17 protein-coding genes are annotated in these 19,875 nt (G+C 50.7%); 13 read left to right on the top strand and 4 right to left on the bottom strand.

Annotated features, from left to right (window positions below):
- Window positions 1-19 precede the first annotated feature (19 nt).
- From ctaD to ACJ67_RS11660, 3 genes are all read left to right on the top strand, one after another.
- Window positions 20-1,612 carry a cytochrome c oxidase subunit I gene (gene ctaD, locus ACJ67_RS11670; protein ID WP_049639215.1) on the top strand — a complete coding sequence of 531 codons (1,593 nt, stop codon included), beginning with the start codon at window positions 20-22 and terminating at the stop codon, window positions 1,610-1,612.
- A 182-nt stretch (window positions 1,613-1,794) separates the two neighbouring features.
- Window positions 1,795-2,334 (top strand): cytochrome c oxidase assembly protein, encoded by a 540-nt coding sequence (locus ACJ67_RS11665; RefSeq protein ID WP_018987121.1) that lies wholly within the window; start codon window positions 1,795-1,797, stop codon window positions 2,332-2,334.
- A gap of 39 nt (window positions 2,335-2,373) precedes the next feature.
- Window positions 2,374-3,306 (top strand): cytochrome c oxidase subunit 3, encoded by a 933-nt coding sequence (locus ACJ67_RS11660; RefSeq protein ID WP_049639214.1) that lies wholly within the window; start codon window positions 2,374-2,376, stop codon window positions 3,304-3,306.
- A gap of 58 nt (window positions 3,307-3,364) precedes the next feature.
- Here the strand turns inward: ACJ67_RS11660 and ACJ67_RS11655 are convergent, their stop codons facing one another.
- Window positions 3,365-3,565: a twin transmembrane helix small protein gene (locus ACJ67_RS11655; protein WP_049639213.1), complete on the bottom strand. Its 201-nt coding sequence runs from the start codon at window positions 3,563-3,565 to the stop codon at window positions 3,365-3,367.
- Between the two features lie 48 nt (window positions 3,566-3,613).
- Here ACJ67_RS11655 and ACJ67_RS11650 point away from each other — a divergent pair, with 48 nt between their 5' ends.
- The 4 genes from ACJ67_RS11650 to cyoE are packed head-to-tail and all read left to right on the top strand — an operon-like array spanning window position 3,614 to window position 6,855.
- Window positions 3,614-4,339: an SURF1 family protein gene (locus ACJ67_RS11650; RefSeq protein ID WP_049639212.1), complete on the top strand. Its 726-nt coding sequence runs from the start codon at window positions 3,614-3,616 to the stop codon at window positions 4,337-4,339.
- Window positions 4,339-4,962 (top strand): hypothetical protein, encoded by a 624-nt coding sequence (locus ACJ67_RS11645; RefSeq protein ID WP_049639211.1) that lies wholly within the window; start codon window positions 4,339-4,341, stop codon window positions 4,960-4,962. The genes ACJ67_RS11650 and ACJ67_RS11645 overlap by 1 nt, the downstream gene beginning before the upstream one ends.
- 3 nt (window positions 4,963-4,965) lie before the next feature.
- Complete coding sequence (locus tag ACJ67_RS11640; protein WP_049639210.1) at window positions 4,966-5,940, top strand: heme A synthase; 975 nt, start codon at window positions 4,966-4,968, stop codon at window positions 5,938-5,940.
- 18 nt (window positions 5,941-5,958) lie between these two features.
- Window positions 5,959-6,855, top strand: a complete 897-nt coding sequence (gene cyoE / locus ACJ67_RS11635; RefSeq protein WP_231587169.1) for a heme o synthase — start codon at window positions 5,959-5,961, stop codon at window positions 6,853-6,855.
- Between the two features lie 31 nt (window positions 6,856-6,886).
- On the opposite strand, the gene ACJ67_RS11630 is transcribed toward cyoE, so the two are convergent.
- The 3 genes from ACJ67_RS11630 to ACJ67_RS11620 all read right to left on the bottom strand — a co-directional run bounded on the left by ACJ67_RS11630 (window position 6,887) and on the right by ACJ67_RS11620 (window position 11,021).
- Window positions 6,887-8,464 carry a bifunctional diguanylate cyclase/phosphodiesterase gene (locus tag ACJ67_RS11630; protein WP_049639209.1) on the bottom strand — a complete coding sequence of 526 codons (1,578 nt, stop codon included), beginning with the start codon at window positions 8,462-8,464 and terminating at the stop codon, window positions 6,887-6,889.
- Window positions 8,465-8,661: 197 nt separating this feature from the next.
- Window positions 8,662-8,949 carry a PsiF family protein gene (locus ACJ67_RS11625; protein WP_049639208.1) on the bottom strand — a complete coding sequence of 96 codons (288 nt, stop codon included), beginning with the start codon at window positions 8,947-8,949 and terminating at the stop codon, window positions 8,662-8,664.
- A 137-nt stretch (window positions 8,950-9,086) separates the two neighbouring features.
- Window positions 9,087-11,021, bottom strand: coding sequence for an SMP-30/gluconolactonase/LRE family protein (locus tag ACJ67_RS11620; RefSeq protein ID WP_197080614.1), 1,935 nt, complete (start codon window positions 11,019-11,021; stop codon window positions 9,087-9,089).
- A 186-nt stretch (window positions 11,022-11,207) separates the two neighbouring features.
- Here ACJ67_RS11620 and ACJ67_RS11615 point away from each other — a divergent pair, with 186 nt between their 5' ends.
- The 6 genes from ACJ67_RS11615 to ACJ67_RS11590 all read left to right on the top strand — a co-directional run bounded on the left by ACJ67_RS11615 (window position 11,208) and on the right by ACJ67_RS11590 (window position 19,870).
- Window positions 11,208-12,161: an AraC family transcriptional regulator gene (locus ACJ67_RS11615; RefSeq protein ID WP_197080613.1), complete on the top strand. Its 954-nt coding sequence runs from the start codon at window positions 11,208-11,210 to the stop codon at window positions 12,159-12,161.
- A 147-nt stretch (window positions 12,162-12,308) separates the two neighbouring features.
- Entirely contained in the window at window positions 12,309-13,358 is a 1,050-nt protein-coding gene (locus ACJ67_RS11610) for an NAD(P)-dependent alcohol dehydrogenase (protein WP_049639205.1), read from the top strand.
- A gap of 113 nt (window positions 13,359-13,471) precedes the next feature.
- Complete coding sequence (locus tag ACJ67_RS11605; RefSeq protein ID WP_049639204.1) at window positions 13,472-14,563, top strand: calcium:proton antiporter; 1,092 nt, start codon at window positions 13,472-13,474, stop codon at window positions 14,561-14,563.
- Between the two features lie 28 nt (window positions 14,564-14,591).
- The gene (locus tag ACJ67_RS11600; RefSeq protein WP_049639203.1) at window positions 14,592-15,551 is read left to right on the top strand and encodes a DedA family protein/thiosulfate sulfurtransferase GlpE; all 960 of its coding nucleotides are present in this window, start codon (window positions 14,592-14,594) and stop codon (window positions 15,549-15,551) included.
- Window positions 15,544-18,714 (top strand): efflux RND transporter permease subunit, encoded by a 3,171-nt coding sequence (locus tag ACJ67_RS11595; RefSeq protein WP_049639202.1) that lies wholly within the window; start codon window positions 15,544-15,546, stop codon window positions 18,712-18,714. Before ACJ67_RS11600 ends, ACJ67_RS11595 begins: the two co-directional genes overlap by 8 nt.
- Window positions 18,707-19,870 (top strand): efflux RND transporter periplasmic adaptor subunit, encoded by a 1,164-nt coding sequence (locus ACJ67_RS11590; RefSeq protein ID WP_049639201.1) that lies wholly within the window; start codon window positions 18,707-18,709, stop codon window positions 19,868-19,870. Before ACJ67_RS11595 ends, ACJ67_RS11590 begins: the two co-directional genes overlap by 8 nt.
- The last annotated feature ends 5 nt before the right edge of the window (window positions 19,871-19,875 follow it).

The raw sequence follows: 19,875 nt of genomic DNA, 5'->3' as shown, positions 1-19,875 counted from the left end.
GCGATTTTAGGAGAGCACTATGAGTACTACAACCGTAGCACATCATGATGAGCATCACGATCACCCAACCGGGATTATGCGTTGGTTAACCACCACCAACCATAAAGATATCGGGACCATGTATCTGACATTCTCACTTATCATGTTTCTGGTAGGTGGCTCCATGATTCTTGGCATTCGTGCCGAATTATTCAAACCGGGCTTACAGTTAATGAATCCGGAATTTTTCAACCAGCTAATTGGTGTGCATGCATTGATCATGATCTTTGCAGCACTGATGCCAGCAGCGACCGGGTTTGCCAACTGGATGCTGCCATTGCAGATCGGCGCGCCGGACATGGCCTTGCCACGATTGAATAACTGGGGTTTCTGGATTTTGCCACCTTCAGCCATCCTGCTGACACTGCCATTTACCCTGGCTTTGTTTGGCGTGGGTGATGGTGCGCTGGCGACAGGCTGGACGTTCTATCCGCCACTGTCGGTGCAAGGCGGCATTGGCGTCGACTTCGCTATTTTTGCGGTGCACTTGCTCGGTATTTCATCTGTACTGGGTTCGATTAACATCATTGTGACCATTTACAACATGCGCGCGCCTGGCATGACTTTAATGAAAATGCCTATGTTTGCCTGGGGTTGGCTGATTACGGCTTTCCTGCTGATTGCAACAATTCCTGTACTGGCAGGAGCAGTGACCATGTTGCTGACAGACCGTCACTTTGGTACACACTTCTTTGACGCTGCCGGTGGTGGTGACCCTATCATGTTCCAGCATCTGTTCTGGTTCTTCGGTCACCCGGAAGTGTATATCTTGCTGCTGCCGGTCTGGGGCTTTATCCCACAAATTCTGCAAACATTCAGCCGCAAACCCATGTATGGCTACAAGGCACAAGTGTATTCCTTGTGGGCGATTGGCGCGCTGGCTGTCGTAGTATGGGCGCACCACTTCTTTACTGCCGGTATGCCAGTGCCTGCTTTGCTCTACTTTATGTATAGCACCATGGCGATTTCACTGCCATTGGCCGTGTTGTTTTACTGCTGGATACGCACGATGTGGAAAGGCTCCATGAGCTTTGAAACACCCATGCTGTTTACCGTTGGCTGGATTATTCTGTTTGGTGTTGGTGGCCTGACGGGTCTGGTGCTGGCTGATGTGGCTGCGGATGCGCAGTACCACAATAGCTACTTCGTGGTAGCACACTTTCACTACACCCTGTTTGCTGGTGGCATCATGGGTATTATGGCGGGCGTCTATTACTGGCTGCCAAAAATGACGGGCCATATGTACAACGAGAAGCTGGGTAAATTGCACTTCTGGTTAACAGCCATTTCATTCAATGTGACTTTCATCCCACAGTTCTTCGTCGGGTTGGCTGGGATGCCTCGCCGGATTCCGGACTATGCATTGCAATTCGCAGAATTCAATATGATTTCTACAATAGGTGCATTCGTACTTGGCCTGTCTCAGTTGCTGTTTGTGTACATTATTATCAGCTGTGTGAAAGGTGGCAAAAAGGCCACAGACAGAGTTTGGGAAGGTGCTGAAGGGTTGGAGTGGACATTGCCTTCGCCACCGCCTTACCACAGTTTTACCGAACAGCCGGTGGTTAAGTAAATGCTAAAAAGCCAGTCAATCCAGTCTCTGTGGTTGATTGGCTTTGTTTTGAGGTGGAAGTATTTTGAGTAATAAGCAGTCCAACAACAGGAAAATTGCATGGCTGTTAGCCGTGGTGGCAATACTCTGGTACCTGATTTCCATGTTTACCATTTGGAAGTAAACCGGTTTCTAACAGCGTTATGGCATTAAAACAGGATCAGGTAGCCGCCAATAAAAAATTGGCGTTGAAGTTGGTGTGGATCATCGTCGGCGCGTTGTTATTTGCCTTTGCTCTGGTGCCATTGTATGACGTGATTTGTTCGGTGACCGGGCTGAATGGCAAAACAAAAAACAGTGCCGAGAGTGCTGCGAAAGCGGTGGTGGATTTGAAACGTGAAGTCACGGTGCAGTTTGTGTCTTCAGTGATGCCTGGTCTGGGGTGGAATTTTTACCCCAAACAAAGCAGTGTGGTGGTGCATCCGGGTCAGGTCACGACAGTAATGTTTGAGGCCAAGAATATTACGAATGTGGAATTGGCAGGACAGGCGATTCCAAGTGTGACACCTGGCAAGGCGTCAGCGCATTTGAAAAAGATTGAGTGTTTCTGCTTTGTCAGGCAATCACTCAAACCTGGGGAAGTGAAGGCATTGCCACTGCGATTCTTTGTCAGTGCCGAATTGCCTGAGGATGTACAAGAAATGACATTGTCGTATTCGTTTTTTCCGGCAAGTCAGCAATAAATAAATGAGCAACACAATTAAAGGATAGGGAGTTAATGCATGGCTAGTCATTCAGGAAATCACTATTTTGTCCCACATGGCAGCATTTACCCGGCGCTGATTTCCGTCGGTCTGCTGTCTATGGCCAGTGGTTTTGTTTTCAATGTCACGGGGGCTGATACACGCATGGATGGTTCTATCAAGAACCCGGCGCTGTCTTACCTGGCCACACCAGGCAAATACATGATGTATATTGGTCTGGCGATTATATTGGTCATGATGTTCAAGTGGTTGAGCGCTGTGGTCACTGAAAGCGTCACTGGCCAGTACAAAAAATGGGAAGACAAGTCTTTCCGCATCGGCATGATTGTATTCATCTGTTCAGAAGTGGCCTTCTTTGCCGCTTTCTTTGGTGCGCTGTTCTACATGCGGGTGTTGTCAGTGCCCGATCTGGCTTCTTATGCGCCGGATATTACACCTTATAAAGATTTCCTGAGTACTTGGCCATCACAAGGCCCTGGTGGAACGGTGCTTGGTGAGTCCTATAAGCCCAACCCTTCCTTTCATCCAATGAGTTGGAGTGGTTTGCCACTGATCAACACTTTGTTGTTACTGAGTTCGGGTGCGACGATTACCTGGGCGCACTGGGGGCTAATCAAAAACAATCGCAAACAGTTGGTTGTTGGACTTTTCCTGACAATTGCACTGGGGATCACTTTTCTGTGCTGCCAAGCCGCTGAGTACCATCATGCCTATACAGAAATGGGCTTGACGCTGAAGTCTGGTGCGTATGGTGCCACATTCTTCATGCTGACAGGGTTCCACGGCTTTCACGTCACCATTGGGACTTTAATGCTGATTGTGATTTGGTTGCGTAGTATCAAGGGTCACTTTACACCCGAGCATCATTTTGGCTTTGAAGGGGTGGCCTGGTACTGGCACTTTGTCGATGTAGTTTGGTTAGGCCTGTATATTTTTGTCTACATGCTCTAATTAAAAAAGGGCGCAACCAGCGCCCTTTTTTAGAAGTGTCCTTTAATAAATCTGACAGTTAGAGCGTATGACCTACGTAGCCAAAATGGGCTGCGATGATCAATGCGATAAACAGGCAAATGGATAAACCGATACGCATGGTCAGTGCCTTGACGGTGCGATCTGAACCACGTTTATCTTTTAGCAGAAATAGCAGGGCGGAGAACAAGCTGCCGATGATGACAATCAGTATCAAAATGGTGGCAATTTTAATGAACATGGTGTGATCTCCTGTAATTGGATGACATTATGGGCTGTAAGCAGGAAAATGCAAATACCCTTGGGAAATTATGTTGTTCGTGTGCGCTGGATGGTGGTGTGTGTGATGGTATTGGCTATTTGGAGTTGTGTGAGACTAGGCTTGTGGCAATGGCATAAAGCCGAACAGAAGCAGGAGATCACACACGCTTTGACCCGTCATGCGGGGGCGATTGCAGTACAGGCACAAGATCTGAGAGATGTTGCTAAACTGGATGCCTTGCATTTGCAGACAGTCGAGTTCAGGGGACACTATCTGTCTCAATTCAGTTTTTTTCTGGATAACCAGGTGGAACAAGGACAGGCAGGTTTTCATGTCATCACGCCTTTATTGCTCAATGATAAACAGCATGTCGTGTGGGTAGACCGTGGCTGGATCGCAGGGTATGCCGATCACCAGAAAGTCCCCACGATTACCACAACCCAAAGCGAACAAGTCGTTAAGGGGCTCTTCTGGCAGCAAACTAAGAAAGGCTTCCGCCTCGATAAGCCCGGCAAGACATGGCAGACGGTCCAGCCTGTGATCGACTTTGCTTATCTGCGCGAACATGTGCCATACCATTTCCCCGATGTGATTCTCAAGTTGGATCCCACGATGCCTGAGGGCTACCTGCGGCATTGGGATGTCCCTAGCGGTCAGGTTGAGAAGCACCTTGGTTACGCTTACCAGTGGTTTGGTTTTGCTGTGGCAAGTTTGCTGATCGGCGTGTATCAAATGATAGAAAAGCGGGCTTGATGATGACTAACGACGAAGCACAGACGCACCAAATCCTTGATCCGGTTCAGCAGCGCAAAGGTCGCATGATATTTCTGTTGCTGGCGATCTTTTTTACTGTGCCGCTGCTGGTAGTCGTGGCTATGATCAAGTTTGAATGGCGGCCAAGCGGCAAGAGTTACGGTCAGCTGATTCAACCTCCGGTTTCCATCGCACATGCCAGGAACTGGGTAAACGACAATCAGCAAGCGTTGCCGATGTTCTGGCAGGATAAGTGGAATATGGTCCTGATTGCACGCGAGTGTGATGCTGGCTGTATGCAGCGTCTATATGATCTCCGGCAGATTTACGTCTCCATGTACAAAGATATGGTACGTGTGCAGCGGGTGCTGATTACCCAGCAAGCTGACACATCACCGATCCGGGCTCGCTATCCTGATTTGCTGATCATTAATGGGCAGTCAGAGCAGGTCGCAGAATTAGGGAGGATGTTGAGCGGTGGGGGACAAAATACGCTGGATGCCCATCGTGTGTATTTCATTGATCCACTGGGCAACATCATGATGCAGTATGGACCTGGCATGGAAGCCAAATGGATACGCAAGGACTTGGTGAAATTATTAAAGGCTTCTTGGGCAGGCTAGCGCATGTTTAGAACGTTAAGTGCAGTGGCCGCAGTGGTGGCATTTTGTGTGGTTGTGTTGGGTTCGTATGTACGGCTGTCAGACGCCGGTCTTGGTTGTCCTGACTGGCCTGGCTGTTATGGTACGCTGACAGTGCCGCAGAGTGAGGCAGCCATCCAGTCGGCGCAGCAGGCTTATCCGGATAAACCCGTTGAACACGCCAAAGCCTGGAAGGAAATGGCGCACCGCTATCTGGCAGGGAGCTTGGGGTTGTTGGTAGTGGCATTGGCGGTGCAGGCTTACCGTCAACGGCAGGTGATCAGGACGTCCTGGCAGCTTTCGGCCGCCTTGGTGGTATTGATTGTGTTGCAGGCGTTGCTGGGGATGTGGACGGTCACTTTATTGTTGAAGCCTGTCATTGTCACCCTGCACTTGCTGGGAGGAATGACCACACTGGCCATGCTCAGCTGGATCGCTTTCCGCCACGTCAGCAAGCCGGATATTGCGTTGCCTAAGGGCGCACAATATTGGTTACGTTTGGCCTTGCTGGTATGGATAGTGCAAGTGTTGCTGGGCGGATGGACGAGCAGTAATTATGCAGCCCTGGCCTGCACCGATTTTCCAACCTGCCACGGGATGTGGTGGCCGGATATGTATATTCGCGACGCCTTCCATCTCACGCGTGCATTGGGCGAAAGCCGTGATGGGGGCCAGTTACATCTGGATGCGCTAACGGCAATCCAATGGGTGCACAGGCTGGGCGCATTCGTGGTACTGCTCTGGATGAGTGTGGCAGCCAGAATGCTGATGCAACGTGAAAATGCAAAAATGTTGGGATGGGCTTTGATAGCGATTGTGTTGTGCCAGATCGCTGTGGGGATAGGCAATCTGCTATTGCAACTGCCATTGGTATTAGCCGTATTACATAATGCAGGGGCAGCTTTGTTGGGCGTTTGTCTGGTGGCGATCAATGCCAGACTGATGAATACATCATATTAAAAAAGTAAGGGGAAGAAGATGCAGACAACCTGGATGACGCAATTGTCGACGGCTAAAATGAGCCTGCGACACTTTTATGCCTTATGCAAACCGCGTGTGACGGCGTTGATTGTCTTTACGGCCATCATCGGCATGTTGATGGCCACGCCGGGGATGGTGCCAGTCTCGATATTACTGGCTGCAACGGTGGGTATTGCGTTTGCTTCAGGCGCGGCTGCAGCGTTTAACTGTCTCATCGAGCATAAAATCGATGCCATGATGGCGCGCACACGGGCACGTCCATTACCTACCGGGCAGTTGTCACAGATGGAAACCTTGCTGTTCGCCAGTGTGCTGGGTGGTATCGGTTTAAGTATCCTGTATTACTGGGTGAATCCACTGACCATGTGGCTCACCCTGGGCACATTTGTTGGGTACGCAGTGATTTACACCGTGTTCCTCAAACCGGCCACACCGATGAATATTGTGATTGGCGGCGCATCTGGTGCCATGCCACCCATCCTGGGTTGGGCTGCTGTCAATAATACGGTGTCGCCTGAATCGCTGGTGATGTTCCTGATAATTTTTGCCTGGACGCCCCCCCATTTCTGGGCGCTGGCCTTATACCGCCGTGAAGAATATGCCAGAGTGGGCATGCCGATGCTGCCAGTGACACATGGCGAACGATTTACCCTGCTGCATATCCTGTTGTATACCATTATCCTCGTTGTGGTGTCCCTGATGCCTTATGGACTGGGCATGAGTGGCTGGCTATACCTCGTTTCGGCAGCCGTACTGAACATGATTTTTATGTATTATGTGGTGAGCCTATATCGCAGCTATTCGGATGCATTGGCCAAAACGACATTCAAATATTCGATTATTTACTTGAGCCTGATATTCGCAGCTTTGCTGTTGGATCACTACCTCGTCTAACCAGATGGCGCATCCGTGCAAGCACGGATGCCTAATGCTTGGTTTCGCTGTTGAGCAGTTGATGAATACGGTCGTGGGCACCTTGCTGATAAACCTGATCCAGCAGCGAGTTGAACATGACCGGTTTGCCATGTAAAAAGCCCTGGATAAAATCACAGTTCATCACTTTGAGAATATTCTCCTGGCGAGCATTCTCTACCCCTTCCGCAATCAGTTTGATATTCAGTTCGTGTGCCATCTGGATGATGGAGCGGCAAAGAATAAAGTCATAATTATCCACCTCCAGGTTTTTGATGAATGATTTGTCAATTTTGACATAATCAATTTGGTATTTTTTGAGATAACCCAGCGCAGAGTAACCCGTACCAAAATCGTCGATTGAGAGTTTGATGCCTGCCTGCCTCACTGTTTTCAAGGTATCTTGTATTGCTTTGGAAGGTTCAAGTAACAAGCCCTCGGTGATTTCGAAGCAGAAGCGTTCACAGGGTATGTTGGTGCGTTGCAAGCGCTTGATAAATGCCATCAGGTGTTGTGGATGTGAAAACTGCACAGGGGAAATATTCAGGCTGATTTGCGTCCCGCGCAGGCGTAGCAGATCAATCGCTGAAAAATCACGTAATACTTCGTCGAAAATCCATCTGCCGATCTCAATAATGAGCCCGGACTCTTCTGCCAGGGGAATGAATACATCCGGCGGAATATTGCCCCGGGTCGGATGTTGCCAGCGGATCAGTGCCTCTGCCTTGATCAATCCCAAGTCTCGCAAACGGAAGATAGGCTGGTAGACCAGGTGCAACTCGCCATTTGCCACCGCCGAACGCAGGTCGTGCGTCAACAAAATACGTTCGCGGATTTCGCGCTGCATCATCTGCGTAAAAAATTGATACTGGTTTTTGCCAGCACGTTTGGCGGCGTACAAGGCTTGGTCAGCAAACATCATCAATTCTTCGCCAGACGTACTGTGGTCTGGAAAGACGGCAATACCAATGCTGGCGGTGACAAAGTACTGATTATCATCAATATGAAATGGCGAACGTATACTGTCTACGATTTTTGCCCCTATTTGATGCAGTTCCTTGAGATTAAGTAATTTTGGAACGACCACCACAAACTCGTCTCCCCCCAACTTGGCTGTCGTATCGCCATTACGTGCGCAAGACTGAATACGCAATGCGGCATTTTGCAATAAACGATCACCAATCGCATGGCCGGCAACATCGTTCACATCTTTGAAGCCATCGAGGTCGATCAGCAATAATCCCAGTTGCTGAACGGATTGGGAACACTCCAGAATGGCTTCTTCCAGACAACTCTGTAGCAGGTAACGGTTGGGGAGTTGTGTCAGGTAGTCATAATTCGCTTGACGCCAGATTTGCTCACGGATGTCAGCTTCACGGCTTTTGGCTTTTTGGTAAAAACGCCAGAACTGGTAAAGCAGTAATATGCACAGCAGCGAAATGACCGTGATGGCGGTTTCAATCACGACTGGGTGAACGCTGAAACCAGTGTGAGCTGGCACATGGTGGGTGATAGCAGAAGCGCTCTGGTGTCCCAGCGCTATCATGGCCAAGAAAAGTTTGCCTGCAACTATTTTAATGTGAGTATTCATACTATTCTGTCTTAAGGTGAGACATATGGTTTTCAGCGATCGCACCCATTATCAATAGGATAAAAAAGGTGGTTGCAAAAATGGCTAACTGGTTTAACGGCAGAATAAAAAAGAACTTTAGGTGAACGTTGAAAAAAATAATAAAAAAGCCTGTTGCAGTGCAACAGGCTTTTAAGGTCTAGGTTTTATTGAGAAACTTATTTGCCAGACAGGCAGGTTTTCATAAAGGCTTTGCGTTCATCACCGGCCAAGGCTTTGGTTTTCGCATCTGCATTACAGGTTTTCATTCTTTCCTGCTGTGCGGTCAGGCCAGATTTCGCACCGTCGGCAGACAAACATTGTTTCATAAAGGCTTTGCGTTCATCACCGGCCAAAGCTTTGGCTTTCGCGTCTGCGTTACAGGTTTTCATTTTTTCCTGTTGTGTACCGGCATAAGCAGATAAACAGGCACAGGACAGCAACAATGCCATCAGCAATTTAGTCATGAAAGTCTCCAAACAAAAAAGTAAATATTATTCGAGTTTAAGGCCGCCTGCAGGCAGGCCTGTGCTGTCATTGTGACATAGAGCCGCCTGCTTTTGGGAATAAAAAAGCCCGGTTAATCCCGGGCTTGTTGAACAGACTATTTAATTGGAAGACGATGCAGTGTGCCAGCTTTCATATCAGGAATCAGCAGTGATTTTCCATCTGCTGAGAGGCTGATATCCGCCGCCGACTGGTAGCCCTGAATGATGCGTTGCGGCGTCGCTTTAGGCTCTACCAGTTGCCAGACATTGCCACCAGCCCAGTCACTTACGTAGAGCAAACCATTTGCGTCGCGGATCAGGCCATCGGCCCCACCAAAGCCCTGATTCAGCAAGGTGACCGTGGTTTTTTTGCTGCCAACCTGGATGCTGAAGAGTTTACCGGTACCAAAATCGGCGACCAGCAAACGGTCAGGGCCATCCATGAGTAAGCCATTCGGGCGCTGAATGCCTGCTTTGGCTTTCAGTATCTGTGTCACTTTGCCAGTCGGGGAAATTTTGAAGATGCCAGCGCCATTGCCATGGTCATCGCCACTGTCAGAGACATACACATTGCCCAGGCCATCGATTTCAATGTCATTGAGGAACACCGGTTTTTGCGGGAAAGCACTCGCTGCCGCGAACACGGTTTGCGCCCCGCTTTGGGTATCAATGCGGACCACGCGATCCATATCAGCCACATAGAGTTGGCTATTAAATACATCCAGGCCTTTCGGGTCATTTAAGCCATCAGCCAGAGGGGAACGTGTGCCATCAGCGGCAATGCGTGTAATTTTGCCATCGCCCAGCTTGCCAAACTCACCGATCTCAGAGAGATAAGTCACCCCTTCAGGGGTCGCAAAGACGGATTCCGGCATCACAAAACCGCTCAAGGTATTGGCTTCGGTGGGGCTTGTCTTTGCGTTCTGGGCTTTGCCATCATAGCTGACACGGTAAATGACGCCATTGTAATCGTCAGATACCAGCAACGAGCCATCCGGCAGTTGCAGAACATCGTTTGGGCGACCCCAGACTTCCCCTTCTGCACTCAGCCAGCCATCAATAAATGGCTTGGTTTCCTTGACCTGGTGTTGGGCATCAAATGACACGCGCACTAACTGGTAGCCCACCGGGACTTTGCGGTTCCATGAGCCATGTTGCGCAATCACGGCGTTGCCCTGGTATTCGGCCGGAAACTGCTTGCCGGTATAAAACTTAAAGCCCAGGTTGGCACTATGTGCCTGGAATTCAGCCACCGGCTTGGTGACTGCGGGTGGTGTTTTGTCTTTCCATTTTGGGTCACGCGCATCGCCACCGGCAAAATATGGGAAACCAAAATGCAACCCGGCTTTAGGGGCAGCATTCAACTCGTCATGTGGCACATCGGCACCCAACAGGTCTACACCGTTATCGGTAAAAAACAGAGTATTGGTGCTGGGCTGGAAGTCCATGCCCACAGAGTTACGCACGCCCTTGGCAAAGGTTTCCACTTGGCTGCCATCGGTATTCATGCGGATAATTGAGGCCTCTATCCCTGACGGATCACAAATGTTGCAAGGTGCGCCTATGGTAACGTAAAGCTTGTTATCAGGACCGGCTGCCAGGTAACGCCAGCCATGGTGGGCTTTGTCGGGCAGCTTGTCATAGACGACTTCGCGCATGGCCTTGAAAGGCAGGGTCAAATCAAAATCGGGCGCGGCGTAGCGTGTGATACGCTGCTGTTCTGCCACATAAAGGTGTCCGTCTATCATGGCGACACCATTACCAACATTCAGATCGTCCAGAATCGCGACCACTTGGTCTGCCTTGTGGTCTTTGTTTTTATCCACGACTGCATAAACCTTGTTGCCGCGTGTGCCGACGTAAACATTGCCATTGGTACCCAAGGTCATTTGGCGAGCGCCCGGCACTTCTGCGTAGACGTCCACATGAAAGCCGTCCGGTACATTCAGTTTGCCCAAGTTGGCGCGCACATCGTTGATATCTGCCCAGGCCGACGCAGCCAGGGTTGCGAACACGGAGGCGATCAGGCCTGTTATTAATTTATTTTTCATCACGACTATCCTTTTTCTCCAACAATATTGAAACCAATACAAAGTGCGTATCTCTAGTGTACGGAGTCTGGGCAGCGGCTGTAAGTTTAAAAAATATTAAATGTTTGCCTAATTCTATTGCATGACACTCAAATAGAGATCATTGGAGGTATTATTTATGCCTGATTATTCTAGATGCGTAATGAGATGAGCAATCAAGAATGCTGGTATGCGCATGACAGAGACAAAACCATTGCGCTGTTATCTGCCTTGACGCCAACAGAAGGATTTACCCTGACGGCACTCGATGGCGTCAAACTGATGCGCTGGAACAGGACCATCCCACGGAGCCCGGTTTTTTATGAACCTAGCATCGTGTTTGTGTGTCAGGGAAGAAAGATCGGATATTTGGGCGGTGAGGTTTATCAATATAATCCGCAGCAGTTTCTGATTTTATCGGTACCCTTGCCATTTGAGAGTGAAACGATTGCCTCGGCAGAAGAGCCATTGCTGGCGATTTCAATCCGCATCAACTTGTCCATGATTTCAGAGTTGCTACTCAGCGTAGAGCATGCCTCCCCAGTGCAGATTAATGGCAGGAGCGGTATTACTTCGACGGCGCTGGATGCCAGGTTGTCCAATGCCGTAGTCAGGCTGCTGGAATGCCTGCAGTCAAAGACGGATGCGACCGTGCTTGGCCACGCCATTATTCGCGAGATTCATTACCGTATTCTGCAGACATCACAAGCGTCGGCAATTTTGGCCGCGCACAGTACGCACAATAATATGGGCAAGATCAGCAAGGCATTACGGCTGATACATGCGGAATATGACAAGGCGCTGAATGTGGACAAGCTGGCTGCAGAATCTACCATGAGTGTGCCTTCATTTCACGCAGCGTTTAGGGATGTGACCGCAACATCCCCTATCCAGTACCTCAAGATGACGCGTTTGCACAAAGCGCGGTTGCTGATGGTGCAGGATGGATTGAATGCTACCTTGGCGGCCAATAAGGTGGGCTATGAAAGTGCCTCGCAATTTAGCCGCGAGTTTAAGCGCATGTTTGGCAAAAGTCCGATGGAAGAAGTGAATGCCGTGCGTAGTGCCCTGATCACACATCCGAGTGACGCTGCAGCGAGATATGTGACTGTGCAGCAGTAGGGCTCGGGTGTACGAGCTGCCATAAAAAAATAGCTTTAGGCAATTTTTAAAGAAAAGCAGGCAATGCTTTTCATGCCTGTTCTTTTAGACTTTGATGGTTAACGTGGAGAGCCGCCTCTTTTAAGTTGAGTGTTGATGGAGATGACGATGAGAACTGCTGCCTACGGTGTGCAAAATGCCACCACCCCTGTTGCACCGATGACGATAGACCGCCGCGAGCCAGGGCCGCACGACGTATTGATTGATATTGAGTATTGCGGGATTTGCCACTCGGATATCCACCAGGCAAGAAACGAGTGGGGCGGTGGATCCTTGTATCCCATGGTGCCTGGCCACGAGATTGTGGGGCGCGTGAATAAAGTGGGCAGTCATGTCACCAAATTCAAGCTGGGGCAATTGGTTGGGGTCGGCTGTATGGTCGACTCCTGCCGCCACTGCGAAGAGTGTCATGCGGGTGAAGAGCAATACTGCGACAATACAGTGTTTACCTATAACGCCAAAGATCCAAAACATGGCGGCCTGACCTTTGGCGGCTATGCCGAACGCATCACAGTGGATGAAAACTTTGTTGTCAGCGTACCGGAAAACCTGGATACCAAAGCGGTCGCCCCGTTGCTGTGCGCTGGGATTACCCTCTACTCCCCGTTACGTCACTGGAATGTGCAGCCAGGCCAGAAAGTCGGCATTATCGGCCTTGGCGGACTGGGGCATATGGGTGTCAAGCTGGCCGCTGCCATGGGAGCACATGTGGTCATGATTACCACCTCCGCCAGCAAAGCTGCTGATGCCACCCGGTTGGGTGCACATGAAGTACTGATCTCCAAAAATGCCGATGACATGGCCAAACATGCGGCCAGCTTTGACCTGATTATCGATACAGTGCCGGTTGCGCATGACCTGAATCCATATATCGGTTTACTCAAGCGTGATAAAACCATCGTTCTGGTCGGTCCGCTGGATCCCGTCGATGTTCATGGTGCCAACCTCATCACCAAACGCCGTCATGTCGCCGGCTCATTGATTGGTGGCATCGCCGAAACGCAGGAAATGCTGGATTTTTGCGGCAAGTATAATATTGTTAGTGATGTGGAAATGATCGCTGCCAGCGACATTAATGATGCTTACGAACGCATGCTCAAAAGTGATGTGAAATACCGCTTTGTGATTGATATTACTTCGCTGAAAGTCTCTGAATGATCACGCTACAGGAATACGACGAGTGTACCTGTCAGTGAGCAAGGCGTGTCCAGAGACTGGAGATTCTGGCAGTCTCTGTTAAGATGGAACTTCATTGATCACAAAGTAAGTGCATGCTTGCAGAAAAACCACCCCAGAGCCTGTTGTCCCTGCTGATTTCTATCATTGCTTACCTGGCATTGGCGCAAGCCGATAAGATCATGCACATCGGCCAGCCTGAATCGCTGGTGATTTCCATCCTGTTTGTGTTACTGATCATAAACCTGGCGTTTCAGCTGTCCTTCCAGGTGGAGTATGTGGCCGAACGGCTCAAAGAGCCTTATGGCACGATGATACTCACCATCAGTGCAGTTGTCATCGAAGTGGTGATTATTGTCATGATGCTCAGCCATACCTCATCGACCACGCTGGCCAGGGACGCGATTTATTCGGCAGTGATGCTGGATATCAACGGCATTCTTGGACTGTGCGCGATTGTGGGCGGCATCAAATATGGTGAGGTGGAGTACAACGTTAACTCTGGCAATACCTATATTGTCATGATCATGACGGCCCTGGGGATTTCCATGGCCTTGCCTGCCTTCTTGCCGCAAGAACACTGGCGTTTGTATTCGATGTTCACCATCGTTACCATGAGTGTGTTTTATGCCCTGTTTTTAAAGATGCAAACCGGGCGCCATCGTAATTATTTTAGTTACCGTGACCAGCATCAGTCTCACACATCTGTCGGCATGCCCAAGGCTATCAGTGCCAATGTTAAATTTTCCATTCTTTACATACTGGCTGGCATCATTACGATTGGTTTCCTGTCCGAGGAAATGAGCAAGCATATGGATGCGGGATTAACCGGCAGCGGGGTGCCACCAATCGTCGCTGCCATTGTGGTTGCCATTATTGCTGCCAGCCCGGAAGTGCTGACAGCCTTGAAGGCTGCAGTCAATGACCGCATGCAAACGGTGGTCAATATTGCGCTGGGCGCCACCTTGTCTACCGTGATCTTGACGGTGCCGGTGATTGAGGCGATTGCACTGATTGAGGACAGGCCGTTGATTGTGGGCTTGTCGCCGACACAGATGGTGATGACGTTCCTGACCCTGATCGTTGCCACGATTAATTTGCATGATGGCGAAACCAATGCGATTGAAGGCATGACGCATTTTGTATTGTTTATGGCATTTGCCATGCTGGCCGCATTGGGCATGTAATGATTTTTTGAAATGAAATAACCTTGTTATGCATACCGTTCTTGAGTTGATACAGCAATATGGCTTGCTGATTGTGTTTGCCAGCGTGTTTCTGGAACAAATGGGCTTACCCTTACCGGCTTATCCCACCTTATTGCTGGCAGGCGTGCTCATCGGTAATGGCCAATATTCCTGGGAGACCATGTTGCTGGTAGCCATGATTGCTGCGCTGGCTGCAGATTCCGTTTGGTATAGAGCCGGGCGCAAATATGGCAAACGTGTCATGGGCAAGCTATGCAAAATTTCTTTATCACCTGATACCTGTGTACGGCAAACCGAGGCCTTGTACCTGAAATTTGGCCCGCCCGCTTTATTGGTCTGTAAGTTTATTCCAGGCTTCGCATCGATTTCCAGCGCTTTGGCAGGTTCTTCAGGCACACGTTACTGGCTGTTTGCCTTGATGGATGGTCTGGGTGCCTTACTATGGGCAGGGTCGGCGCTATGGCTAGGTAATTTGTTCAGTTCAGCCATTGATGAGCTGATGCTCACGCTGGTTGAAATGGGTAAATGGGGCACGCTGCTGGTGCTGGTCTTGCTAGCTGCATTTATTGCTTCCAAGTGGTGGGACAGGCAGCGTTTTATCAAAAGTCTGCGCATGGCACGCATCAGTGTCGACGAATTAAATGCCATGCTTAATAACGGCGCTGCACCAGTGATCCTTGATACGCGGGCAAAACACCTGATTGATGATGGCTGGATTCCTGGTGCCCAGTTTGTGACGCTGGAAGATGTTGACCAGTTGGTGCTGGAGATTGATGAAGATGCCCCAGTGGTGTTGTATTGTTCCTGCCCTAATGAAGTGACGGCGGCCAAGGTGGCCAAAAAACTCATTGGCCGAGGCTATCGCAATATCCGTCCCTTGACGGGCGGGATTGATGCCTGGCGCGACGCCGGATTTGAAGTGACGACGCTGGAAAAAGAACGCATGGCGAGAGAAATACATGTTTAACGTCGTTGGCATCGCGCTCAAGCGCCCGTACACCTTTGTGGTCATGGCTCTGCTGATTTTAATTGTTGGCACCTTGTCTGCGTTCCGTAGCCCGGTCGATATTTTTCCCGAAATCCGGATCCCGATTGTGGCAGTGGCCTGGCAATATACCGGCTTGCCGCCAGACGATATGGCAGGGCGTATTACGACGCTATACCAGCGCAGCCTGACCACGACCGTGAATGATATTGAGCATATCGAAGCCAACTCCTATATCGGTTTTGCCATTGTTAAAATCTTCTTCCATCCAGGCGTCAATATTGCGACGGCCAATGCCCAGGTGTCAGCGATTTCGCAAACAGTGACCAGGCAAATGCCGCCCGGCACCACACCACCGTTGATCCTGAATTACAACGCGTCTACGGTGCCCATTTTGCAGATTGCATTGTCAGGTAAGGGCCTGACCGAGCAAAATCTGGCCGACCTGGGCCTCAATGCCGTACGTTTGCGGCTGGTCACCGTGCCTGGCGCGGGCGTACCTTTCCCGTATGGCGGCAAAAGCCGGCAAATCCAGATCGACCTGAATCCGGGGGCACTACAGGCGCGTGGTTTGTCTGCGCAGGACATTTCCAATGCGCTGGCGGCACATAATATGATTGTGCCTGTAGGCACGCAGAAAATCGGCAGTATTGAATACACGCTTAACCTCAATAACGCGGCAACTGCGATTGATGATCTGGCCAGTATCCCGATCAAGGTGGTCAACGGCGCCACGGTGTATATGCGGGATATCTCGCAAGTGCACGATGGCAGCGCGCCGCAGACGAATGTGGTCCATGTGGATGGCAACCGTTCTGTCCTTATGACCATCTTGAAGAATGGGGCCATTTCTACCCTGGCGATTGTAGAAGGCATTAAGAACAAGCTCGAAGAAATCAAGCCCAGCCTGCCAGATGCATTGGTGGCGACCCCGATCAATGATCAGTCGCTGTTTGTGCGTGCAGCCATTGAAGGCGTGGTGTTTGAGGGCGTATTGGCCGCCATATTGACCAGTTTGATGATCTTACTGTTTTTGGGCAGCTGGCGCTCGTCATTGATTATTGCCACCTCTATTCCCCTCTCGGTGCTGGGCGCCATCATGGGCCTTTCAATGATTGGTGAGACACTCAATATCATGACCTTGGGCGGACTGGCACTGGCTGTCGGTTTGCTGGTGGATGAAGCGACTGTGACCATAGAAAACATCAACTGGCACCTGGAGCAGGGCAAACCGGTAGAGCAGGCCATTCTGGATGGCGCAGCACAGATTGTGACACCGGCGTTTGTCTCCTTGTTGTGTATCTGTATCGTGTTTGTGCCCATGTTCTTCCTGGAAGGCGTGTCACGCTTCCTGTTTGTGCCCATGGCGGAAGCCGTGATGTTCGCCATGATCAGCTCGTTTATTTTGTCGCGGACGCTGGTGCCTACCATGGCTAACTACTTCCTCAAGCCGCATGTTGAGGGTGAGCATACCGTGAGCCGCAATCCGCTGGTGCACTTCCAGCAGGGGTTTGAGGCCCGGTTTGAGCGTTTCCGCGCGAGTTATAAAAACATACTGACGATGGCCGTGAATCATAGCCGCCTATTCATGGCTGGTTTTATGGGGGTAGTGCTGTTGTCGTTCTTGCTGGTGCCTTTGCTGGGGCAAAACTTTTTCCCATCGGTGGATAGCGGGCAAATCCTCATGCATGCGCGTGTGCCAGTGGGAACGCGTATCGAAGAGACGGCCAGCCGTTTTGCCAATATCCAGGCAGCCATCAAAAAGGTCATTCCTGCTGACGAAATCCTGACCATTGTTGATAACATCGGCATGCCAATCAGTAGTATTAACTTGACCTATAACAACACCGGGGTCATGGGCTCGCAGGATGGTGATATCCAGATTGCGCTCAAGCCGCATCATGCCCCGACCGCAGAATATGTGCGTACTTTGCGCGAAGTCTTGCCCAAACAGTTCCCGGATACCATCTTCTCGTTCCCGCCAGCGGATATCGTCAGCCAGATCCTCAACTTTGGCTCCCCGGCACCGATTGATATCCAGATTCGCGGCGGCAAGCTGGCAGACAACTTTGAATATGCCAACCGTTTGCTGTCAAAAGTGCGCACCGTGCCTGGCGTGGTCGATGCCCGTATCCAGCAGTCGCGCAACCGGCCAGCGTTTGATATCAATGTGGATAAAACCCGGGCGCAGGAAATCGGCATCAGTACGCGTGATGTGACCAACAGCATGGTGATTAACATGGCAGGCAGTTCGCAGGTGTCTCCGACTTACTGGCTAAACCCAACGAATGGGGTCACCTATTCCATCGTCCTGCAAACGCCGCAATATCATCTGAATAGCTTGAATGCGCTGGCTAATTTGCCCATTAGCGGCAGTAACGGCCAGGTACAGACCCTGGGTGGCTTGGCGACCTTTCAGCGTAATGTCGGTAATGCGGTAGTCAGCCAGTATGATATCCAGCCCATGGTGCAAATCCATGCCAGTACGCAAGATAGGGACTTGGGTGCGGTCGCTAAAGACATCCGTCAAATTCTCGAAGAAACCAAGGATCAAGTCCCTAAGGCGACCACTGTCGTCATGCTGGGGCAGGCTTACACCATGGACCGCGCATTCACTGGCCTGTTCTTTGGCCTGTTGGGAGCCATTGTGCTGGTGTATTTGCTGATTGTGGTCAACCTGCAATCGTGGACCGATCCTTTTGTCATTATTACGGCGTTACCTGCCGCGCTGGCAGGTATTGTCTGGATGCTGTTTGCAACCTATACGCCCTTATCCGTGCCTGCATTGACCGGTGCCATCATGTGTATGGGCGTGGCAACGGCGAACAGTGTGCTGGTGATCAGCTTTGCGCGTGAGCGTTTGGTTGAGTTGCAGGATGCGACGGCTGCGGCTATCGATGCTGGTTTTGTTCGCTTTCGTCCGGTGCTGATGACGGCGCTGGCGATGGTGATCGGCATGACACCCATGGCCCTGGGATTAGGCGAGGGCGGTGAGCAGAATGCGCCTCTGGGCCGGGCCGTGATTGGCGGACTGTTGTTTGCCACCGTGGCGACCTTATTGTTTATACCTGTGGTCTTCAGTGCCATCCACCGTAAAACCTACCCTGGCCCTGAGAGTACTTCTAGCGGAGAATTAAATGCGTAATGATAAAGCGGGCATGTCCCGCGGATTCAAGTTGAGCGGCTTGCTACTTGCGCTGGTAGCAATGGGCATCGTGATTGTGGGCGTCAGCAGCCGCGCCAGTCATCAAGACAAACTCAAGGCCTGGACAGAGAAACAGGCGGTGGCGACAGTCAGAGTCGACCTGCCTGAACATGGTGCAGCAGCAGGTAGTTTGGTTCTGCCCGGCCGGTTTGAAGCTTATGCTCGTGCCCCTATTTATGCCCGCGTCAGTGGTTATTTGAAAAGTTGGAAAGTGGATATTGGCGGCAGCGTAAAAAGCGGCCAATTGCTGGCAGAGATTGAAACGCCTGACCTGGACCAGGAGTTGTTGCAGGCCAGGGCTGACCTGGCCAGCGCCCAGGCAAATGTTGCCCTGGCTGAGACCACCGCCAAGCGCTGGCAGGATATGTTGAAAACCCAATCGATTGCTAGGCAGGAAGTCGATGAGAAAGTCGGGGATTACCAAAGCAAACAAGCGATAGTCAAAGCGGCTGAGGCCAATGTGAACCGGCTGCTTGCGCTAAAAAGCTTTGCCCATATCCTGGCGCCATTTGATGGCTCAGTGACCGCGCGCAATACCGACACTGGCGCCCTGATCAATGCCGGTAGCAGCAGTGCGACAGTATTGCCGCTGTTTGAAGTCTCCAACACGCGCAAGTTGCGCTTATACATCAATGTGCCACAAAACTATGTCGGCCAGATCAAGCCGGGTGGCAAAGCAAAGTTTACCGTGCCGGAAGCACCGGGTGCCGAATTCGAGGCCACGATACAGTCTACTTCAGGTGCGATCAATGCGTCTTCTGGTACAACCCTTGTACAGTTACTGGTGGATAATGCGTCGGGCCGTTTTTTGCCTGGGGGTTTTGCCAATGTCAATCTGTTATTCAATGATGCCGTCGAGCGCCTGAGCATTCCTGCCAGCGCACTTATTTTTGACCAGAATGGCCTCAAGGTGGCTACCGTTGGCAAGGATCATAAGGTGACCTTGAAAACGATCACCATTGCGCGTGATCTGGGAAAAACACTGGAAGTGCAATCCGGTTTGACCGCCACTGACCTGGTGATAGAGAATCCACCAGATGGCGTCAGCGATGGTGACCGGGTCAATATTGCAAGTAGTGCAGCATCGGCAAAATAAAGCTC

This window comes from Methylophilus sp. TWE2, from assembly GCF_001183865.1.
GTDB lineage: Bacteria > Pseudomonadota > Gammaproteobacteria > Burkholderiales > Methylophilaceae > Methylophilus.
The sequence above is the reverse complement of the archived record's forward strand: the minus strand, read 5'-3'. Positions and strand labels throughout refer to the sequence as shown.